Genomic DNA, 18816 nt, shown 5'->3' with positions numbered 1-18816 from the left:
TCGCTTAAGATATAAGGTGATATTATGGATGTATCAACCCAGAGAAGAATTGCTGCAGCTGTTTTGGATTGCGGTATCGACAGGGTATGGATTGATCCTGAAAACCTGGAAAGAGTCAAAATGGCCATCACAAAAGATGACATCAGACTCTTGATTAACGATGGAATCATTGTTAAAAAACAGGAAAAAGGAATCAGTAGCGCTAGAAAAAAACAAGTCCAAGAACAGAAGAGAAAAGGAAAGAGAAAAGGACAAGGTTCTAGGAAAGGGGCTAAAGGTGCAAGAACACCTAAAAAAGAGAAATGGATGAACACAATCAGGCCACTTAGAAAAATGCTGAAAGATTTAAGAGAAAATGAAAAAATCGAAAGATCAGCATACAGAAAACTCTACAGAATGGCTAAAGGTGGCGCATTCAGAAGTAGGAACCACATGAAATTATACATGAAAGAACACGGAATTTTAGCTGAATAACTCAAATTTAAGGAGGAATGACTATGGCAAAGAACGCCAAATTCAGAGTTCCTTTTAGAAGAAGAAGAGAAGGAAAAACTGATTTCAGACAAAGATTAGGATTATTATTGTCTGGTAAACCAAGATTAGTTGCGAGAAAATCCTTAAACAATGTAACCGCTCAGCTTATGTCATACGATGAAAAAGGAGACGTTGTCTTAGTTTCAGCGCATACAAAAGAACTCGTTAAAATGGGTTACAAAGGTCACTGTGGAAACTTGCCTGCAGCATACTTAACAGGTTTATTATTAGGTAAAAAAGCTGTTAAAGAAGGCGCAGAAGAAGCTATCTTAGACAAAGGTCTTCACAGAGCTACTAAAGGAGCTGCAATTTTCGCTGTTTTAAAAGGTGCACTCGATGCAGGTATGGACATACCTCACGGTGATGAAATCATCGCAGAAGAAGAAAGATTAAACGGAACACACGTTAAAAATTACGCAGAATCTTTAAAAGAAGATGCTGATGCGTACAAAAAACAGTTCTCAAAATACTTAGAAAAAGGATTAAACCCAGAAGACTTGCCAGAACACGTTGCAGAACTGAAAGAAAAAATCCTTAACTTATAAGGTGATATAAATGGCTGAAAAAAAGGCTGACAAAAGAGCTGAAAAAAGAAAATTCAATACCGAAGCTTGGGAACCAAAAACTCAAATCGGTAGAATGGTTAAGGAAGGAACAATTTCAGACATCAGTTACATTATGGATAAAGGTCTTCCATTATTAGAACCTGAAATTGTTGATGCACTCTTACCTGATTTAGAAGAGCAAGTTTTGGACGTTAAATTAGTTCAAAGAATGCACAAATCTGGAAGAAGAGCAAGATACAGAGCAACTGTTGCTGTAGGTAACAAAAATGGTTACGTTGGCGTAGGCATGGGTAAATCAAAAGAAGTTGGCCCTGCTATCAGAAAAGCAATTGCTCACGCAAAATTATCATTAATCAAAGTTAGAGTTGGCTGCGGTTCATGGGAATGCGGTTGCGGATCCCCTCACTCAATTCCATTCGCAGCTAAAGGGGCTTGCGGTAGCGTTAAAGTCGAATTACTCCCTGCACCAAGAGGTGTTGGTTTAGTTGCGGGTAACGTTGCAAAAGCTGTTTTAGGTCTTGCAGGTGTGAAAGATGCATGGACTAAAACCTTTGGTGACACAAGAACCACATTCAACTTTGCTGAAGCTACATTCGATGCATTAAACAACTTAAACTTCGTAAGATGCTTGCCTAACCAAAAGGAAAAATTAGGTCTTACTGAAGGAAGAGTACTCTAATTTATTACTTTTTAAAAAAGGTGATTAAAACATGGCTTACGCAGTTGTAAGAGTCAGAGGAAGCGTAGGTGTTAGAGGAAACATCGCAGATACCATGAAGATGTTGAGATTACACCGAGTAAACCACTGTGTTGTAATTCCAGATAATGAACACTACACTGGAATGATAAAAAAAGTTAAAGACTATGTAACCTACGGTGAAATCGATAAAGATACACTCGTAGCTTTAATTCTAAAAAGAGGAAGACTTCCTGGAAACAAAAGATTAACTGAAGAACTCGTAAAAGAGTTAACAGAACTTCCAGTTGAAGAGTTGGCTGAAAAAATAATTGCTGGCGAAATCAAAATAAAAGATACGCCAATCAAACCAGTATTCAGATTACACCCTCCAAGAAAAGGATACGATAGAGCAGGAGTCAAAAAAGGATTCTCAATTGGCGGTGCCTTAGGTTACAGATCTGGTAAAATCAACGATTTATTGAATAAAATGATGTAATTTAAGGTGATTTAATGATTAGAAAAAGCAAAAAAATCACGAAAATGAGAGGCTCCAGAACCTGCGGATATGGAGAAGCTAAAAAACATAGAGGCGCTGGCCACAGAGGTGGTAGGGGTAACGCTGGTCACCAAAAACATAAATGGTTGTCAGTCTGCAAATTCAATCCTGATTACTTCGGCAAATACGGATTCAACAGAAACCCATGCCTCATAAAACAATTAGAAACTATTAACATTGGAGAATTGGAAGAATACATCTTAAAATACAAAGATGCATTCCAAGTAGAAGATGGTAAAGTTGTAGTTGACGCTACCACAATCGGATACGAAAAAGTTCTCGGAAAAGGAAGAATCTCAACCGCAATGGTTGTAAAAGCAGTTGAATTCTCTGAAGGGGCTAAAGAAAAAATTGAGGCTGCCGGTGGAGAATTTGTTGAATTATAATTCAATTAAGAACTACTTACTTCATTTAATCCTGCTTTTTCTTATTTTTGATAGTGGATACTATGAAAATCCAAATCAAATAAATAATTATTTTTTAAAATATTTTGTATATGCGAAAACTATATCCAATACTTTTTCCAAAAATTATCTTAATGATTATATTTGATAAAAAATTTCGTGTTTTTATCGTTTATTGAAATTTATAATGTTTATTCCAAGGTGAGAATTTGGAAAGTTTTCTGTTAAAAATAAAACCTATACTTGAATTAATTCCTGAAGTAAAAAGACCCTTAAAAGAAATTTCATTTAAGGAAAAAATCCAATGGACCGGACTTGTACTTATTTTGTACTTTATTTTAGGTACAATTGATATTTACACGGGCGGTTCAGAAATGCCCGCAATATTTGATTTTTGGCAGACCGTTACTGCCTCAAAAATGGGTACCTTAATTACACTAGGTATCGGACCAATTGTAACTGCGGGGATTATCATGCAGCTTCTGGTAGGATCTGAAATTATAAGTCTGGATTTATCAAAACCAATGAATAGAGCATTATTCCAAGGTTTGCAAAAATTATTCGGTATAGGGTTGTGTTTCCTCGAAGCTTTAATGTTCGTTGGAGCAGGTGCATTTGGTACCTTAACCCCACTTTTAATGGTTGTTTTGGTACTACAGCTTGCACTTGGTGCTATACTTATTATCTATCTGGATGAAATTGTTTCAAGATACGGTATCGGATCAGGTATTGGTCTTTTCATTGCTGCAGGGGTTTCACAGACAATATTTGTGGGAACCTTTGGTGCAGAAGGATACTTATGGAAATTTTTCAGTGCAATGACTGTTGGAAGTTTATGGACTGCACTGGAATACATTTTACCAATTTTGGGTACGATACTTGTATTCTTAGTTGTAGTTTACGTTGAAAGTATTAGGGTTGAAATTCCACTAGCACACGGAAGAGTAAAAGGTGCAGTTGGAAAATATCCAATAAAATTCATTTACGTTTCAAACTTACCAGTTATCCTTGCTGCAGCATTGTTTGCAAACATCCAGCTATGGGGAATGTTTTTAGAAAAGATGGGTTTTCCAATTCTTGGACATTACACGAGTGGTAGGGCAGTTGATGGGCTTGCATACTATTTCTCAACACCTTACGGAATTTCAAGCTTAATTGCAGACCCAATCCATGCAGTGTTCTACACAATAATGATGACAATCTTCTGTATATTGTTTGGTCTTTTCTGGGTTGAGACTTCGGGACTCGATGCAAAATCAATGGCCAAAAAGCTTGGAAACCTTGATATGGCAATTAAAGGATTTAGAAAAAGCCAAAAATCAATTGAACAGAGATTAAAAAGATACATCACCCCAATTACAGTAATGGGTTCAGCATTTGTTGGATTTTTAGCCGCCGCTGCGGACTTTACCGGAGCACTTGGTGGAGGTACTGGAGTTTTGCTTACAGTATCCATCGTATACAGATTGTACGAACAGCTTGTTCAGGAACAGCTCTCCGAACTTCACCCATCAATTGCGAAGTTTATCAGAAAATAATAACTAAAAATAAAAATTTTTTACTTTTTTAAAAAATATTAAATCCCATGTATTTTGTATATATAATACTCAAAATTCCAAAAAAGGCTTCAATAACCCATAAAACAAGTACTATTTTATATTCTTCCATTGGTTTTTTCATTAAAATCATTCTTGGTAACGACAAATATCCGCCTTCAACGTGTAATTTTCCATTTTTTAATTCGGTAGGCGTAAATATACTGTCTTTTTTTGTAACTCCCGCAGTAACCTGCTTTAAAAGTGCATCAACCATGAATGGAATCATGACTATGAAAAATTCGGGAATAAAACCCCTCCATACTGCAACGGTTGCCAAAAATGCGCCGATTGGAAGGGTTCCCGTGTCTCCAGGAAACACTTTTGCAGGGTATTTGTTGTAGTATAAAAGTCCAAGGTATGCTGCTGAAAATAATATCAAAATTTTAAATCCAAAGATATCCCCATTTATCAGACATACTGTTGCCATAAATAAACAAAGAATTATTCCAATTCCAATTTCAAGACCATTAAAGCCCGCAAGCATGTTTGTTAAATTTGAAGAAATAAAAATACCAAGTATTAATAAAACAGACGATAAAATATTCAATTTTAAAAGAAATGCAACAGGAAACCCGATCAAAAATGTTAAAATTACCTTTTCTCTCGAATTCAATCTCGAAATATCATCAATTACTCCGACAAATCCTGACAGGAATATGCTAAGCGAAAGTGCAGGATTAAAAAAAAGCATTGTTATAGAACTTATAACTACTGGAGAAATCCCGCCCATTTCAGCTACTTTAATTTTATTTTCTTTATGCAGATCATAACCATATTTGTTGTTTGCCATTTTTCCAATTATGAATTTTGTAAATATAATGGAAATTACAAAAGAAAATAAAGCAGATAAAACAAAATATAAATCCATAACATCACCATTTATACTAATTAAAACATAATTCAATTAATAAACTATTTATATATACATTATCGATTATTTTTGATAAAAGCTTTTGGAGGAGGATTATGGGTGAGTTACTAAATAAAATCTCAGATTTTTTCAAAAAGAACGAAAAAATAAAACTCATTCTAATAATATTGTTTATAGGAATGATGAGCTTTCAAATACGTGCACAGACTGCAGACATGCCATTTGCAGAAGATAGTCAGTATTTAAAAGAGTTATTCTCGGACGATAATGGGAGGATGTATTTAACTGCACTCGATCCTTATTATTACCTTAGATTAACTGAAAATTATCAAAACAGTGGTTATTCACATGTTGGGGAAACCATTGTTCAAATAGACAATAAAAATGTTCCTTATGACACTATACAATATGCACCACCAGGGCATACAGTTGGATCAGTTTCCGCACTATCTATCGCCACAATTATAGTATATTCATTATGGAACTCGTTAGATAGTACTGTAACACTATTAAATGCGGCATTTTGGGTTCCAGCAATAATGAGTATTTTCCTTGGAATTCCAGTATTTTTCATAATACGGAGAAACACTTCATCAAATATGGGGGGACTTGTTGGGGCATTACTTTTGATTTCGAGTCAGAGTTTGATATATAAAACTTCTGCAGGATTTTCGGATACTCCGATATTTGAAATATTGCCTTTGTTATTTATTGTATGGCTCATAATGGAAGCAATTCATGCACAGGACAATACTAAAAAATCCGTGATATTTGGGGGACTTGCAACAATATTAATGGGAATTTATCCAAAAATGTGGCTCGGTTGGTGGTATGCATATGACATTACCGCAGGATTTATGGCAATATATTTAGCATACGAATATATCACAAAATCAAAAAATTTAAAAAATGTACTCTATACCTCCACGTTATTTTTGATCGGTGGAGGATTGATCATTTCATTAATATCCGGAATAAACAAATTCATACAGGGGGTATTCTCACCCATAGGGTTCACTGCAATTTCCGAAGGTTCTAAGATAACTGGATGGCCAAATGTTTATACAACAGTTTCGGAACTTGCAATACCCACATTTAACGAAATCATAACAAATTCTGTTGGAAGCATTTTGTTATTTATTGTGGGAGTAATAGGAATAATGTTCTCATTTGTTTCATTTAGGCACGAGAAAAGAGAATTTGATATAAAATACGCACTTTATTTAACATTGTGGCTTTTAGCTACGTTTTATGCTGCCACAAAAGGTGTAAGATTTATTGCATTGATGACCCCTGCACTTGCAATAGGCATTGGAATATTTGCAGGTCAGGTTGAAAATATACTTAAAAGATACGAAAAAAAAGTGGAATACATCTTATATCCCGTAATTGGGATTATTTCGGCGGTTACTTTGTTTAAATATGGTGCCGAAATATCAGATATATTAATTCCTACGACATATGTTCCGATTGTAGTTTATATATCGATAATTTCAATACTTTCCCTATTGATTTACAAAATATCAGATATAATTTCTGAAAAAGAAAATGCTTTCAAAAAAGTATTTGGAATACTTCTTGCAATTATGTTGGTTCTTCCATCAATGGCTACGGCAGTACCATTTTATACTGCGCCCACAATGAATGATGGTTGGATGGATAGTTTAAACTGGATAAAAACAGAAACTCCTGAAAATTCCGTTGTTACTTGCTGGTGGGACAACGGACACATCTACACTTGGGCCACAAGAAAAATGGTAACATTTGATGGTGGATCCCAAAACACTCCGCGGGCATACTGGGTCGGACATGCATTCTCAACTTCTGATGAAAACCTGTCTGTTGGAATTCTAAGAATGCTTGCGTCGAGTGGCGATAGTGCATTTGATGAAGATAGTCTTTTACTTAAAAAAACAGGTTCGGTAAAAGATACTGTAAATATACTAAATGAAATACTTCCATTATCTAAAAAAGATGCTAAGGCATTGCTTTTAGAAAAATATGGCCTAAACAGTACTGAAGTAGACGAAATAATCGCTTTAACACACCCTGAAAATACAAATCCTGATTATTTAATTACATATAACCGGATGACAGATATTGCACAAGTTTGGAGTATGTTTGGAAACTGGAACTTTAGCTTACCGTCAGATACGGATAATAGTGTAAGAGATAAGGGATATTATCAAAAATTAACTGGTACTGCAGAAGTAATTAATAAAACCACAGTAATTAGATTACCCTTGTATAGTGGTGATGAATACGACATTATAAATATAATTGAAATAAGCCAGTCTGGAATCGCAACAGCTAACGCATTAATTGATACTGAAGGACAAGTTGAAATGCAAACTCCAAATTTCCATAAACTGATTTTAAAATTTGGGGAAAATGTCTATGAACAGGACATTAATGAAAATGGAGATTACTCCGAAATCGTAAGACTTGAAAAAGTATCTGAAGATACATACCAAGTATACGCTTGGATATCGACCAAAGATCTCGAAGATAGCGTATATACAAAATTGCATTTTCTTGACGGATATGGACTTGAAAAAATCAGCCTTGAAAAAGCTTCGCAAGATCCAACCACTTATGGCGTACAGCCAGGATTTAAAGTTTACAGCGTAAATTACGGAACAGAATATCTCAATTAATTTTGAGAGATTTAATTTTTTAACTATTTCAATTAATTTTAAATATTAACTTTTTTAATATTTTTTGAAAACTTTTAATTTAACTCGAATTTTATTTGATTAATCTGGTGATTTTATGGCTATTGAGATATTGAGGTTGGGCCATCGAGGCGAGAGAGACAAGAGAATATCTACCCACGTTGCATTAACTTCGAGGGCGCTTGGAGCTGAAAAAATAATATTTACCGAAGAGGATAAACACGTAAAAGAAAGTGTTGAAAGAATTGTTGACTCATGGGGTGGAGACTTTAAATTTGAAGTGGTTAAATCCTGGAGAACGTATGCAAAAAGATTTAAGGATAACGGGATAGTAGTACACCTTACAATGTATGGGGAAAATATTAATAAAATTATGACAGAGATTAGAGAAGATATTTCAAAAACGAATAAAAACTTGCTTTTGATAATTGGTGCTGAAAAAGTTCCTCGAGAAGCTTATGACCTTGCAAACTATAATCTATCAGTTGGAAACCAGCCCCATTCTGAAGTTGCTGCACTTGCAATATTTTTAGACAGGCTCACTGAAGGAAAAACACTTTATTCTGAATATGATAATGCAAAAATAAAAGTAACCCCTTCAAAATCTGAAAAGTGTGTTTTCGTAGAAAAGGACTAATCTAAATCCCTCTGGTGAAATAGAATGATATTAAGTGATAAAGACATTTTTGATTACGTTAATTCAAAAAGAGTTTTGATAGAACCGTTTAATTCAAAATTCGTTGGGCCCTGTTCTTACGATGTCACCCTTGGAAGCGAATTTATAAAATACAAAGACGACGTTTACGACCTTAAAAAAAGTTTAAGTCATAATAAATTTGAAATTGAAAATTCGATTATGATTTGTCCACTAAATCATCACCTCGATGAAACGATAATTAAAAATTACAAAGAAAAATACAATGTCAACTGCGTTGTGAGTGGAGGGCTTTTAGGAACCACCAATGAATACGTGGAACTTCCAAATGACGTTTGTGCACAGTATCAGGGTAGAAGCAGTTTTGGAAGGGTGTTTTTACAAACCCACCAAACCGCAGGATGGATTGATTCAGGATTTAAAGGAAAAATAACTTTAGAAATCGTGGCATACGATAAACCAGTAATACTTTATAAAAACCAGAGAGTAGGGCAGTTAATATTTAGTAAAACACTTTCACCTGCAGATACAGGCTATTCAGACAGAGAATGCTCAAAATACGCTGGACAAAAATCCGTAATGGCGTCACTTATTAAAAAAGACTTTGAAATCGATGAGGAGGAATAAAACATGTATGTTCCAGAGGAAATTATTGAAACAATAAAAATGATCGAATATCAAAATTTAGATATCAGGACAACCACACTTGGTGTCAACCTAAAAGACTGTGCTGATAAGGATTTAGACTTGTTAAAAGAAAACATTTACAACAAAATAACATCATATGGCGGAAATTTAGTTGAAACTGCAAACAAAGTTTCTCAAAAGTATGGTATTCCGATAGTAAACAAGCGAATTTCGGTAACTCCAATCGGACTTATTATGGGAAGTACCTTGAAAGGATTAAGTAATGAAGAAGCAGTCGATGCATGTGTTGAAGTTGGAATTACACTCGATAACATCGCAAAAGAAGTTGGAGTAGATTTTATTGGAGGATACTCCGCATTAGTTCAAAAAAGAGCAACTCCTGAAGAAAAAATGCTCATTAGATCAATTCCAAAACTAATGACCAAAACGGACAGGGTATGTGCATCAGTTAATGTTGCTACAACAAAAGCAGGCATTAACATGTACGCAGTTAAAAAAATGGGCGAAATAGTTAAAGAAACTTCAGAAATTACAAAAGATGCAATTGGATGTGCAAAAATTGTTGTATTTTGTAATGCTCCAGAAGATAACCCCTTCATGGCAGGAGCATTTCACGGACCTGGTGAAGGAGATGCGGTAATCAATGCAGGTGTTTCTGGACCCGGTGTTGTTAGGGCAGTTGTTGAACAGTTGAAAGGAAAAGATATCGGAACTGTAAGTGATGAAATCAAAAAGACTGCCTTTAAAATTACCAGAATGGGTGAACTCGTTGGAAAAGAAGTTGCGAGTGAACTTGGTGTTGACTTTGGTATTGTTGATTTATCATTGGCACCAACTCCTGCAATTGGAGACAGTATTGCAAACATTTTAGAAGCTGTTGGTCTTGAAAGATGTGGAACACACGGAACTACCGCGGCACTTGCAATGTTAAACGATGCAGTTAAAAAAGGAGGAGCAATGGCTTCAAGCAATGTTGGTGGACTTAGCGGTGCATTCATACCCGTAAGTGAAGATGCAGGAATGATTGAAGCAGTTGAAGTTGGAGCTTTGAGACTAGAAAAACTTGAAGCAATGACCTGTGTATGTTCAGTAGGTCTTGATATGATTGCAGTACCTGGAAAAACACCTGCATCAACATTATCTGCAATAATTGCTGATGAAATGGCAATTGGAATGATAAACAAAAAAACTACAGCAGTTAGAATTATCCCGGTTCCCGGAAAAGATGTTGGTGACTCGGTAGAATATGGTGGACTCCTTGGAACTGCGCCAATTATGCCAGTTAGCGAATTTTCTTCAGAAGAACTTATTGAAAGGGGCGGAAGAATACCTGCACCAATTCAATCACTTACCAATTAAATAAAATATAAAGGAAAGTTTTATAAACTTTCAAAACATATGGTTTTTAAATAAGGTGATAAAATGGCTAAGAATCAGGATGCTGGACTCAGTACAAGTGCAGGACTTGTAAGATATATGGATGAAGATGTTTCAAAAATAAAAATATCTCCAGAAAAAGTTTTAGGATTAACCGTATCAATTATAATCATTGAAGCTGTTTTAAACTACGGAATTTTGATTTAATTAAAATAAAATAAAAAAGTTTTTTTTGAATTTTTGATTTTAATTCTTAAGTTAATCGTATTCTCTCCACGTATGGCTGCATTTTTTACATTTGTAAAATCTGGTTTCAGGCTCATCGGCACATCTTGTCTGCTGTAACCACCAGAATGCTTCCATGTTTCCACATGCAGGACATTCTATTCTTGTTGTTGGAAGGGTGTCTACGTTTTCAATAACTGTAACATCCTGTTTTTTAGATTCGATCTTTTCTTTTAAAGCGTATTCTTGATTTGCGTCACCGAGTTCTTCTTCGTGTTTGCAAACTACACATTTTAAAACTCCGCCTTTTGGGAGCATGATATTATTACATTTAGGACAAAATTCGACCATAAATCCCACCTTATAATTCGGTTATAAAAGGAAAATATCTTCATAATTCAACTTAAAGAGGTTAAATTACTATTTATAACTTTCGATTTTTTTAACTATTTTGTTTTTGCCCACATCTTTTAGTTTTAAGTAAAGCGGGAGGATTATTAGGACATATATCGGAAGAATTTCAAGCCTTCCAACCCACATTGAAAATATCCCCATAAGTTTTGCTGCAGGGTGTAGCGAGTGGTTTACAATATCAACAGAAAGTCCCATGTTTGCGACTAGAGATACTGCTTCGAATACCGATAAAAACGGATCGTATCCAAGGCTTATTAGCACAAAGGTTCCAAATAGATAATGGACGATGTATCCAAATGTAATTATAAATGCATCGAGAATTAAAAAATCAGATAATGGATTTTTACCTATTTTTTTATTTAATATCGCATTTCCTGGAGACACTACTTCTTTTAATCGGTAATAAAATCCTTTTGACATTATTACGAGTCTTATAAGTTTAATACCTCCAGTAGTGGTTCCGGTAGCCCCGCCAATTGCCATTACAAATATCAAAACTGCAATTGAAATGTTTGTTAAAGCAGATATCTTTACACTTGAAAATCCTGTGCTCGTCATTGCAGAAACTACTGTAAACATTGAATCGAGTGGATCTATTCCCGAAGTTAGTGTAATTACAAATGCTGCAAAGAAAAGTATCGGAATGGAAGTTTTTGTCTGTATATCATCAACCCGCCTTCCGGTTAAAACATTGTGGTGTACTGAGAATGAAACAACACCTCCAATATACATAATTAAAGTCATTATAATCTTTGCGAAGTTGTTAAATGGAAAACTTTGATTACTTATACTCATACCGCCTGTTGAAATACCACACATACAAATATTTAATGCAACCCACAAATTTAAACCGCTCAAATAAAGTAAACATATCCCAATCGTTGTGTATAACAGATAGATATGCCAAATCTTTTTAATCGTTCCAATAGTGCTTGGCATGATTTTTTCTTCCCTTGCTTCTGCACGGTAGTATGCTGATGCACCTGCTTTTGATAGAATTGATATAACCATTGCAAGTACACCAACCCCGCCAATCCACTGTTCAAGGCTTCTCCATATTTGAAGTGTTCTTGGTAAGGATTCTACATCCCGAACAATACTAAATCCAGTTGTAGTCCATGCAGACATGCTTTCAAAAACACCATCAAGGTATCCGAAATATTCAATTCCAATATAAAATGGAATTGCCCCAATTAATGATGCCATGAGCCATGCTAATGCTGAAATAACCATTGCATGCTTTAATTTTACAGAAACAGGTTTAGTGAGTTTGTTTATCAACAATCCAACAATCATGAAAAAAAGTGATGGATACAAAAAGTAAAAAAATGGTTCGTGAAAGTAAAGTCCGATAAAAGATGGCAACATCATTATGAGGCCGATTGTAGATATTAATATCCCCAATTCGTGTAATATCCCCGAAATGTCGCTCTTTTTGAAAATTTTCATAATACCCCAAAAATAAAAGAATTAGTACATATCTGAATCGATTATTGGCTCATCATTTAGATTGCTAAATCGTTCAGTAACAATTTCTAAACATTTTTGAACAGTTTCACTGATTGAAACGTTTTCAATGACTGGAACTTTATTTTCTTTTGATTTTTCAACAATATACTGATTAATTTCTTTTATTATTTCGAAATTCTCTAAATACCGCTCAAGAGGCCTGTCACTTACCTTGGCTCTTGCAGTAAATCGTTTTTTATGGGTTTCCTCTGAACTTAATGTTAAATTCAAAAATATCACGTTTGGCATTGACTGGTATTTTTCACCCATTAATCCCGGAACAATGTGTGTTCCTTCAATTATAACACTCGTTCCTTCAGTTAAGCTTCTATCTATAATACTTTCAATACCCAAAAGAACAGGTTCAACGTGCCTTTCAAATCCAAGTAAATGCATTTCTTTTGTGTCCTGTTCATCCCATTGTGAACGCCTAAGTGCAGTCCATGCAGTATATGACGATTCGTAGAGCATCGGAACTAAATCTTTTGAGATACTTCTTCTCATTACTTCCCTTATCGAATCGGTTCCAATAACGCTTGGAATACCGAGCCTTGATGCAAGCTCAAATGCAATTGTGGAAGTTCCAACTCCACTTGATCCGCCTACGAGAATAATTATCGAATGTTTCTTTAAAACTCTTCGCCATAAGAGATATTTTTCTCCAATTCCTTCATAATCTCGATTAATAAGTGTGTAATATACTCTTCGTCTTAATTCATCTTTAGAAATCTTTAATACATTTTGCTCGTTTAAATCTCGCTCAATCTCACGTGCTAAAGTATAGGACTCACTAGGTTTCATTCCCGCAGCGGTTAGGGATCTCGCTAAAAGACCCTTTGAAAAGGGCATTTCATATTCTTTATCTTTTACCAAAATTCTGCTAATGTTCTCGTCAAACGTCATCATATCCCTACCAATCTAAAATAAAAATGAATAATGATTTATAACCATAAAAAAGTAGTAAGTTAAAATTTTTATAATTATTTATTTTCTAACATCGATAGTCTGTCCAAGTTCAGGACCTGTTGAAATAAGAGTTACCTTAACGCCAACTTTTTCTTCAACTTCTTTTATGAATGCCTTACCTTTTTCAGATAATTTATCGTATTCTATTATGCCATAACAGTCAGTATCATACTTATCAAGACATGTTATTGCTATTTGGGTTGCTCCGTTTAATCTGCATACTTTTTTAGCAAGATCATGATCGAAGTAACCAACTCTTCTTCTCCTCCCAGTAACGGTTCCGTATTCAACGACTCCGAGACTTTCAGCTTCTTCCACAGTCATTTCTGTTGGGAAAGGTCCTTCACCAACTCTTGTAGGGTAGGATTTGAATACTGCAACGACTTCGTCAATTTTTGTAGGACCTACACCCACATCTGCTGCAAAAGATGCTGCATTTGTATCTTTTGAGGTAACGTAAGGGTAGCTTCCGTAGAATAATGATAAGAGGGATCCTTGAGTACCTTCGATTAATACGTTATCTCCAGATTCCAGCGCTTCATTCACTTCTTCTGAAACATCTCCGAGGTATTTGGAAATTGATTCTACGTCTTTTCCTTGTTTCAATGTTCTCATTGCTCTGTCAACATTTGCAGGACCACATCCTGTTCCAGTTGATCCAATTTCTTTTGAAAGGTGTTCGTTTGATTTATCAGTTTCTTTGTGAACATCTTCAATGATACCACACCTGTAGTCAATTATCATCCTTTCTCCGACATTGAACTTTTCGAGCATTTTGATTTCTTTGAGTAAAACTTCTGGATCAGTTAAAACTCCAGCACCAACGGCGAGTTTCGCGTTAACATTTGGAAAACCGGTTGGAACCATTCTTATTCCGTATTTTTCTCCGTCTACTTCAACAGTGTGTCCTGCATTAGGGCCTACACCGCCTCTTGCAATAATTGACGGGTTGTCTTTTTTACAGAGGTAGCTTATTATTTTTCCCTTTCCTTCGTCGCCCCATTGGCCACCAACTACTATGGTACATGTCATTTACAGAACCTCCATTCAAATCCTCAAGCATACTTGTAGGAGTTCATATCCAATAAATATTTGAATTAATAAATATGAATTTCCAGAAAAAAAGAGAGTGAAATTCATTTAATTAAAGTAGCTGTCAAATTGTCCTGCGTCAATTGCTTTTTGTGCTTCTTTTGGAGTCATTCCTTCTACGTTCACTCCAACTGATACACATGTTCCAATAACTTCTTTTGAAGCGTTTTTCAAGTTGTATGCTAACATTGCATCTTGTTTCATTTTTGCAATTTTAACTACTTGTTCCATTGTCAAGTTTCCTGCAACTTGGTGTTTTGGTTCTTGTGCCCCTGTTGCAATTCCGAGTTCTTTTTTAACTAATGCGGATGCAGGAGGAATACCCACTTCAACTTCGAATGTTCTTTTATCAGTATCAACAATAACTTTAACTGGAACACTCATTCCGTCATAGTCTTTTGTCATGTCGTTGATTTTTTGAACAACTTGCATGATGTTTACGCCCAAAGGACCGATTGCTGGACCCAAAGGAGGACCTGCTGTTGCTTTTCCACCAGATACGAGTATCTCTACTACTTGTTCTGCCATATATTCACCTCTAAATGAATCGTGTTTAGTATCGCAATAATACTATCATAAGTTCCTTATTTCTATTTATGTGTATCCTATTTAAAATTTACCATGACTTTATAAAATACAAATTAATCCTGTTTAGATACAATTTTAACCTGTTCAACACCAACAGTTATTGGAATAGGTACTGCTGCATCTATCAATTCAAGAGTAATTTCTTCTTTGTGTTTGTCAACTCTTGTAACTCTTGCCCTTTCACCTTTGAACGGACCGCCAACCAATTCAACGATATCTCCTTTATCGATATGTTCAATGATTTTTGTTGGAGTTAACAAGTGATCGAGTTCGCTTACGCTGGTTTCTCCCGGAACGATTCCTTTTACCTTGAAGCTTTTTCTAACAAGGTCATCTAAAGCCCCTTTGTTAGCAGCTTCAATTAGGATGTATCCTTTCAAATCTTCGGTTGCTAAAATTGAAAATACTTCTAAGTTCTCTTTTTCAGCTTTTGAAGCCAGAGATTCTGCAACGTTTTTTTCCTGACCGGTAGTGGTCCTTACTGCAAAAATCATAATATCACCAAAATGGAATGAAATTTGAAAATAAATAATTTTAAAAATAGATCTCAAAATAATTGAAAATTACTATCAATTTATAGTATATATATCTATTCATAAATTTAAAAATATAAAAGTATGTTTCGTGTTTTATGGCTTTATTAATCCTTTCACGTACGTAATTGGCACATGTATTATAAACCCAACAAAACCAAGAAGGCATATACCAAGTCCAGTTACTTTAGATATTGTTATGTATTCCTGTCTTGTTGGCTTTCTTGAAATCATTAAAACTCTTCTACATTGGTGTAAAAAGTCTTTTAAGTTATTCAATGTCGTATTTACCTTTGATGTAGAAATTTCAGTACTTGTAGTTTTTTCTTTTGCCATAATATCCCTCGGCATATATTAAAGATTAAATTTAGATTTTTGGGATATCTATTAAGTATTTCTTTTTCGTTACGTCAATGGTGTAGTCACCAGTTGATTTTGTACCTGTAACGATAAGTAAAACCCTTAATGAATTTTCGAGTGTTTCATCGATTGTAGTTCCCCAAATAATCGTTGCTTTTTCGTCTAATCTATCTGAAACTGTTGAAACAATTTCTTTTGCTTCTTCAAGGCTCATGTCTTCAGGCCCAGTTATATGAATTAATGCACCGGTTGCACCGTCAACATCCACACAAAGAAGTGGGCTGTTTAATGCGATTTGTATTGCTTCTCTTGCCCTCTTTTCAGAGTCACTTTCACCAATACCCATCATTGCAATTCCGCCGTTGTTCATTACTGCCCTAACGTCAGCAAAGTCCACGTGGATGTCTCCAGCGTTGTTTACTAGTTCAACCATTCCCCTAACGGAATTCATTAAAACTTCATCTGCGACTTTGAAAGCTGTTCTTAATGGAACGTTTTGAACAATTTCCAACAATTTATCGTTAGGTATGATAACAATCGTATCTGCAACTTCTTTTAATTTGTTAAGGCCTGCAATTGCATTTGACATTCTAACTTTTCCTTCCATTGAGAATGGTAATGTAACAACTGCAACTGTTAAAGCACCCACTTTTTTAGAAATTTCTGCAACTACAGGGGCAGAACCGGTTCCAGTTCCACCACCGAGTCCACATGTTACAAATACGAGGTCTGAATCTTGAACTGCTTTTTTAACTTCTTCTGAATTTTCTTTTGCAGATTCTTCACCTTTAACTGGGTTTCCGCCTGCACCCAGCCCTTTAGTGAGGTTTTTACCAATCAAAACCTTCTGATCGGCATGAGTTTTTACGAGTTGCTGTGCGTCTGTGTTTATTGCAACAATTCTTGCGCCTTCGATACTTTCTGCAATTAATCTGTTTATTGCATTGTTTCCTGCGCCGCCGCAACCTACAACTGTGATTCTTGCTTTTGATTGTTCTATCAACTCAAGCAATTCTCTATCTATATCGGAAAGCTGTTCTGGAGCAGGTTCCAAAAAATCGGTTTGTGCTATGTTTTTTAAAAATTTCAAGATTATTACCTCCTCATGAATAGTGCATGCCCTCAAAGCCCTGATTGTGTGGGTTTTAAATAATCATTGGAAATATATAAGTTACAAGATTTATATCTTTTGATTAGGACTAATACCAAAAATATAGTTATAAATAAAATTATTAATATTCGGAGTATAAATGCCGATTATAGCTTTCATTTATTTGATTCATATTTATATTATTTTCTATTAAAATGCGGTGAAACTGTGATAACCTCAGAAGAGAGAAATTTAGCGGCCAAAAAATTATTAAAACTTGCTAATGATATGTATGAAGACATCATACGAGGAAAAAGACCTAAAATCACCTTCCCAATAAGAAGTCTCGCCAATGCAAAATTTGATGCTGAAAAAGGAACTTTTGCGATACTTGGAAAAGAAAAAGATAGGATGTTAACGGTAAATCAAGCAAAAATATTTGCCCAAACTATCAAAATGATGGAATTTTCAAAAGAACTGCTTGATACAAACGATTTCTCAACCTTGAGAGAAGCTTATTATGTCTCCAAAAACTGGGGTGAAGCTAGATTTGATGATCAACAGCCATCAAACGGAGTTATTGAGGATATTGAAGCTGCTTCGGAACATTTAAGGGAAGATTTAGGATTCATCCCTGAAGAAGATGGTGCAGCTGTTATCGGGCCGTTAAGAATCGCAGATAAAACTGCAGATGGGGAAGAAATTAAAATTGACTGTACTAAACTTGGAAGCGGTGCATACAACATTCCAAATGATGTTACAAAATTAGAATTTGAAACAAAAGCAGATTTCATTTTAGCAATAGAGACTGCGGGTATGTTTGCAAGGTTAAATGCTGAAGAATTCTGGAAGAAACACAACTGTATATTAATCTCTTTAAAAGGTGTTCCTGCAAGGGCAACTAGAAGATTTATCAAAAGATTAAATGAAGAACACAAATTGCCAATTTTAGTATTTACGGATGGTGACCCTTACGGATACTTAAACATCTACAGGACTTTAAAGGTAGGAAGTGGTAAAGCAGTTCACCTAGCGGATAAATTGGCAGTTCCCGAATCTAGACTTATTGGGGTAACTCCACAAGATATTGTTGATTACGAACTTCCAACCCACCCGCTAAAAGACCACGATGTTAAAAGATTAAAAGATGGTCTTAAAAACGATGACTTCGTTAGATCATTTCCTGAATGGCAGAAAGCATTAAATCAGATGGCTGACGGTAAAGTAAGGGCAGAACAACAGTCTTTGGCAAAATACGGTTTGAAGTATGTTGTTGAAGAATACTTGCCTGCAAAAATTGAAGATTCAAAAACATGGCTTCCATAATTAGATAACTACCAAGATTGTATCTCGACAATCTGGGATCAAAAAGCACTTCCTAAAAATATTTTTATTTTATTACGCTAAAATCGGCCGATATTAAGTCAAAATTATAGAAAACAATATAAATAGATCCAATATATTAAATAATGGGTA

General features: G+C 35.1%; 21 protein-coding genes. 12 read left to right on the top strand and 9 right to left on the bottom strand.

Features of this window, described 5'->3' with window-relative positions:
- Positions 1 to 24 precede the first annotated feature (24 nt).
- From MMARC5_RS00830 to secY, 6 genes are all read left to right on the top strand, one after another.
- On the top strand, positions 25 to 474 hold the full coding sequence (locus MMARC5_RS00830) for a 50S ribosomal protein L19e (protein ID WP_011867938.1): 450 nt from the start codon (positions 25 to 27) through the stop codon (positions 472 to 474).
- Positions 475 to 497: 23 nt separating this feature from the next.
- Positions 498 to 1079 carry a 50S ribosomal protein L18 gene (locus tag MMARC5_RS00825; RefSeq protein WP_011867937.1) on the top strand — a complete coding sequence of 194 codons (582 nt, stop codon included), beginning with the start codon at positions 498 to 500 and terminating at the stop codon, positions 1077 to 1079.
- A 10-nt stretch (positions 1080 to 1089) separates the two neighbouring features.
- Positions 1090 to 1779 carry a 30S ribosomal protein S5 gene (locus tag MMARC5_RS00820; protein WP_011867936.1) on the top strand — a complete coding sequence of 230 codons (690 nt, stop codon included), beginning with the start codon at positions 1090 to 1092 and terminating at the stop codon, positions 1777 to 1779.
- 31 nt (positions 1780 to 1810) lie between these two features.
- Positions 1811 to 2275, top strand: a complete 465-nt coding sequence (locus MMARC5_RS00815; protein WP_011867935.1) for a 50S ribosomal protein L30 — start codon at positions 1811 to 1813, stop codon at positions 2273 to 2275.
- A gap of 14 nt (positions 2276 to 2289) precedes the next feature.
- Entirely contained in the window at positions 2290 to 2721 is a 432-nt protein-coding gene (locus MMARC5_RS00810) for an uL15 family ribosomal protein (RefSeq protein ID WP_011867934.1), read from the top strand.
- 239 nt (positions 2722 to 2960) lie between these two features.
- Positions 2961 to 4277 carry a preprotein translocase subunit SecY gene (gene secY / locus MMARC5_RS00800; protein ID WP_196793263.1) on the top strand — a complete coding sequence of 439 codons (1317 nt, stop codon included), beginning with the start codon at positions 2961 to 2963 and terminating at the stop codon, positions 4275 to 4277.
- 28 nt (positions 4278 to 4305) lie between these two features.
- On the opposite strand, the gene MMARC5_RS00795 is transcribed toward secY, so the two are convergent.
- A complete protein-coding gene (locus MMARC5_RS00795; protein ID WP_011867932.1) occupies positions 4306 to 5205 on the bottom strand; it encodes an MraY family glycosyltransferase in 900 nt (299 codons plus the stop codon).
- A 98-nt stretch (positions 5206 to 5303) separates the two neighbouring features.
- Between MMARC5_RS00795 and MMARC5_RS00790 the strand changes: the two genes are divergently transcribed.
- From MMARC5_RS00790 to MMARC5_RS00770, 5 genes are all read left to right on the top strand, one after another.
- Positions 5304 to 7865, top strand: coding sequence for an STT3 domain-containing protein (locus tag MMARC5_RS00790; RefSeq protein WP_011867931.1), 2562 nt, complete (start codon positions 5304 to 5306; stop codon positions 7863 to 7865).
- Positions 7866 to 7980: 115 nt separating this feature from the next.
- The gene (locus MMARC5_RS00785; protein WP_011867930.1) at positions 7981 to 8520 is read left to right on the top strand and encodes a tRNA (cytidine(56)-2'-O)-methyltransferase; all 540 of its coding nucleotides are present in this window, start codon (positions 7981 to 7983) and stop codon (positions 8518 to 8520) included.
- 24 nt (positions 8521 to 8544) lie between these two features.
- Entirely contained in the window at positions 8545 to 9165 is a 621-nt protein-coding gene (gene dcd, locus MMARC5_RS00780; protein WP_011867929.1) for a dCTP deaminase, read from the top strand.
- Positions 9166 to 9168: 3 nt separating this feature from the next.
- Positions 9169 to 10545 carry a PFL family protein gene (locus MMARC5_RS00775; RefSeq protein WP_011867928.1) on the top strand — a complete coding sequence of 459 codons (1377 nt, stop codon included), beginning with the start codon at positions 9169 to 9171 and terminating at the stop codon, positions 10543 to 10545.
- 63 nt (positions 10546 to 10608) lie between these two features.
- Complete coding sequence (locus MMARC5_RS00770) at positions 10609 to 10770, top strand: preprotein translocase subunit Sec61beta (protein WP_011867927.1); 162 nt, start codon at positions 10609 to 10611, stop codon at positions 10768 to 10770.
- Between the two features lie 51 nt (positions 10771 to 10821).
- On the opposite strand, the gene MMARC5_RS00765 is transcribed toward MMARC5_RS00770, so the two are convergent.
- The 8 genes from MMARC5_RS00765 to ftsZ all read right to left on the bottom strand — a co-directional run bounded on the left by MMARC5_RS00765 (position 10822) and on the right by ftsZ (position 17340).
- Positions 10822 to 11139: a transcription factor S gene (locus tag MMARC5_RS00765; RefSeq protein WP_011867926.1), complete on the bottom strand. Its 318-nt coding sequence runs from the start codon at positions 11137 to 11139 to the stop codon at positions 10822 to 10824.
- A gap of 69 nt (positions 11140 to 11208) precedes the next feature.
- Positions 11209 to 12651, bottom strand: a complete 1443-nt coding sequence (locus MMARC5_RS00760; protein ID WP_011867925.1) for a TrkH family potassium uptake protein — start codon at positions 12649 to 12651, stop codon at positions 11209 to 11211.
- A 21-nt stretch (positions 12652 to 12672) separates the two neighbouring features.
- Positions 12673 to 13614, bottom strand: a complete 942-nt coding sequence (locus MMARC5_RS00755) for a 2-phosphoglycerate kinase (RefSeq protein ID WP_011867924.1) — start codon at positions 13612 to 13614, stop codon at positions 12673 to 12675.
- Between the two features lie 81 nt (positions 13615 to 13695).
- On the bottom strand, positions 13696 to 14709 hold the full coding sequence (locus MMARC5_RS00750) for an adenylosuccinate synthetase (RefSeq protein ID WP_011867923.1): 1014 nt from the start codon (positions 14707 to 14709) through the stop codon (positions 13696 to 13698).
- 108 nt (positions 14710 to 14817) lie between these two features.
- A complete protein-coding gene (locus MMARC5_RS00745; protein WP_011867922.1) occupies positions 14818 to 15297 on the bottom strand; it encodes a 50S ribosomal protein L11 in 480 nt (159 codons plus the stop codon).
- A 113-nt stretch (positions 15298 to 15410) separates the two neighbouring features.
- Positions 15411 to 15851: a transcription elongation factor Spt5 gene (locus tag MMARC5_RS00740; RefSeq protein ID WP_011867921.1), complete on the bottom strand. Its 441-nt coding sequence runs from the start codon at positions 15849 to 15851 to the stop codon at positions 15411 to 15413.
- A gap of 135 nt (positions 15852 to 15986) precedes the next feature.
- On the bottom strand, positions 15987 to 16226 hold the full coding sequence (locus tag MMARC5_RS00735; RefSeq protein ID WP_011867920.1) for a protein translocase SEC61 complex subunit gamma: 240 nt from the start codon (positions 16224 to 16226) through the stop codon (positions 15987 to 15989).
- A 31-nt stretch (positions 16227 to 16257) separates the two neighbouring features.
- Positions 16258 to 17340, bottom strand: coding sequence for a cell division protein FtsZ (gene ftsZ / locus MMARC5_RS00730; protein ID WP_011867919.1), 1083 nt, complete (start codon positions 17338 to 17340; stop codon positions 16258 to 16260).
- A gap of 228 nt (positions 17341 to 17568) precedes the next feature.
- Here ftsZ and MMARC5_RS00725 point away from each other — a divergent pair, with 228 nt between their 5' ends.
- Positions 17569 to 18666, top strand: coding sequence for a DNA topoisomerase IV subunit A (locus MMARC5_RS00725; RefSeq protein ID WP_011867918.1), 1098 nt, complete (start codon positions 17569 to 17571; stop codon positions 18664 to 18666).
- Positions 18667 to 18816: the final 150 nt, after the last annotated feature.

It is taken from the genome of Methanococcus maripaludis C5, from assembly GCF_000016125.1.
GTDB lineage: Archaea > AGJL01 > Methanococci > Methanococcales > Methanococcaceae > Methanococcus > Methanococcus maripaludis_D.
The sequence above is the reverse complement of the archived record's forward strand: the minus strand, read 5'-3'. Positions and strand labels throughout refer to the sequence as shown.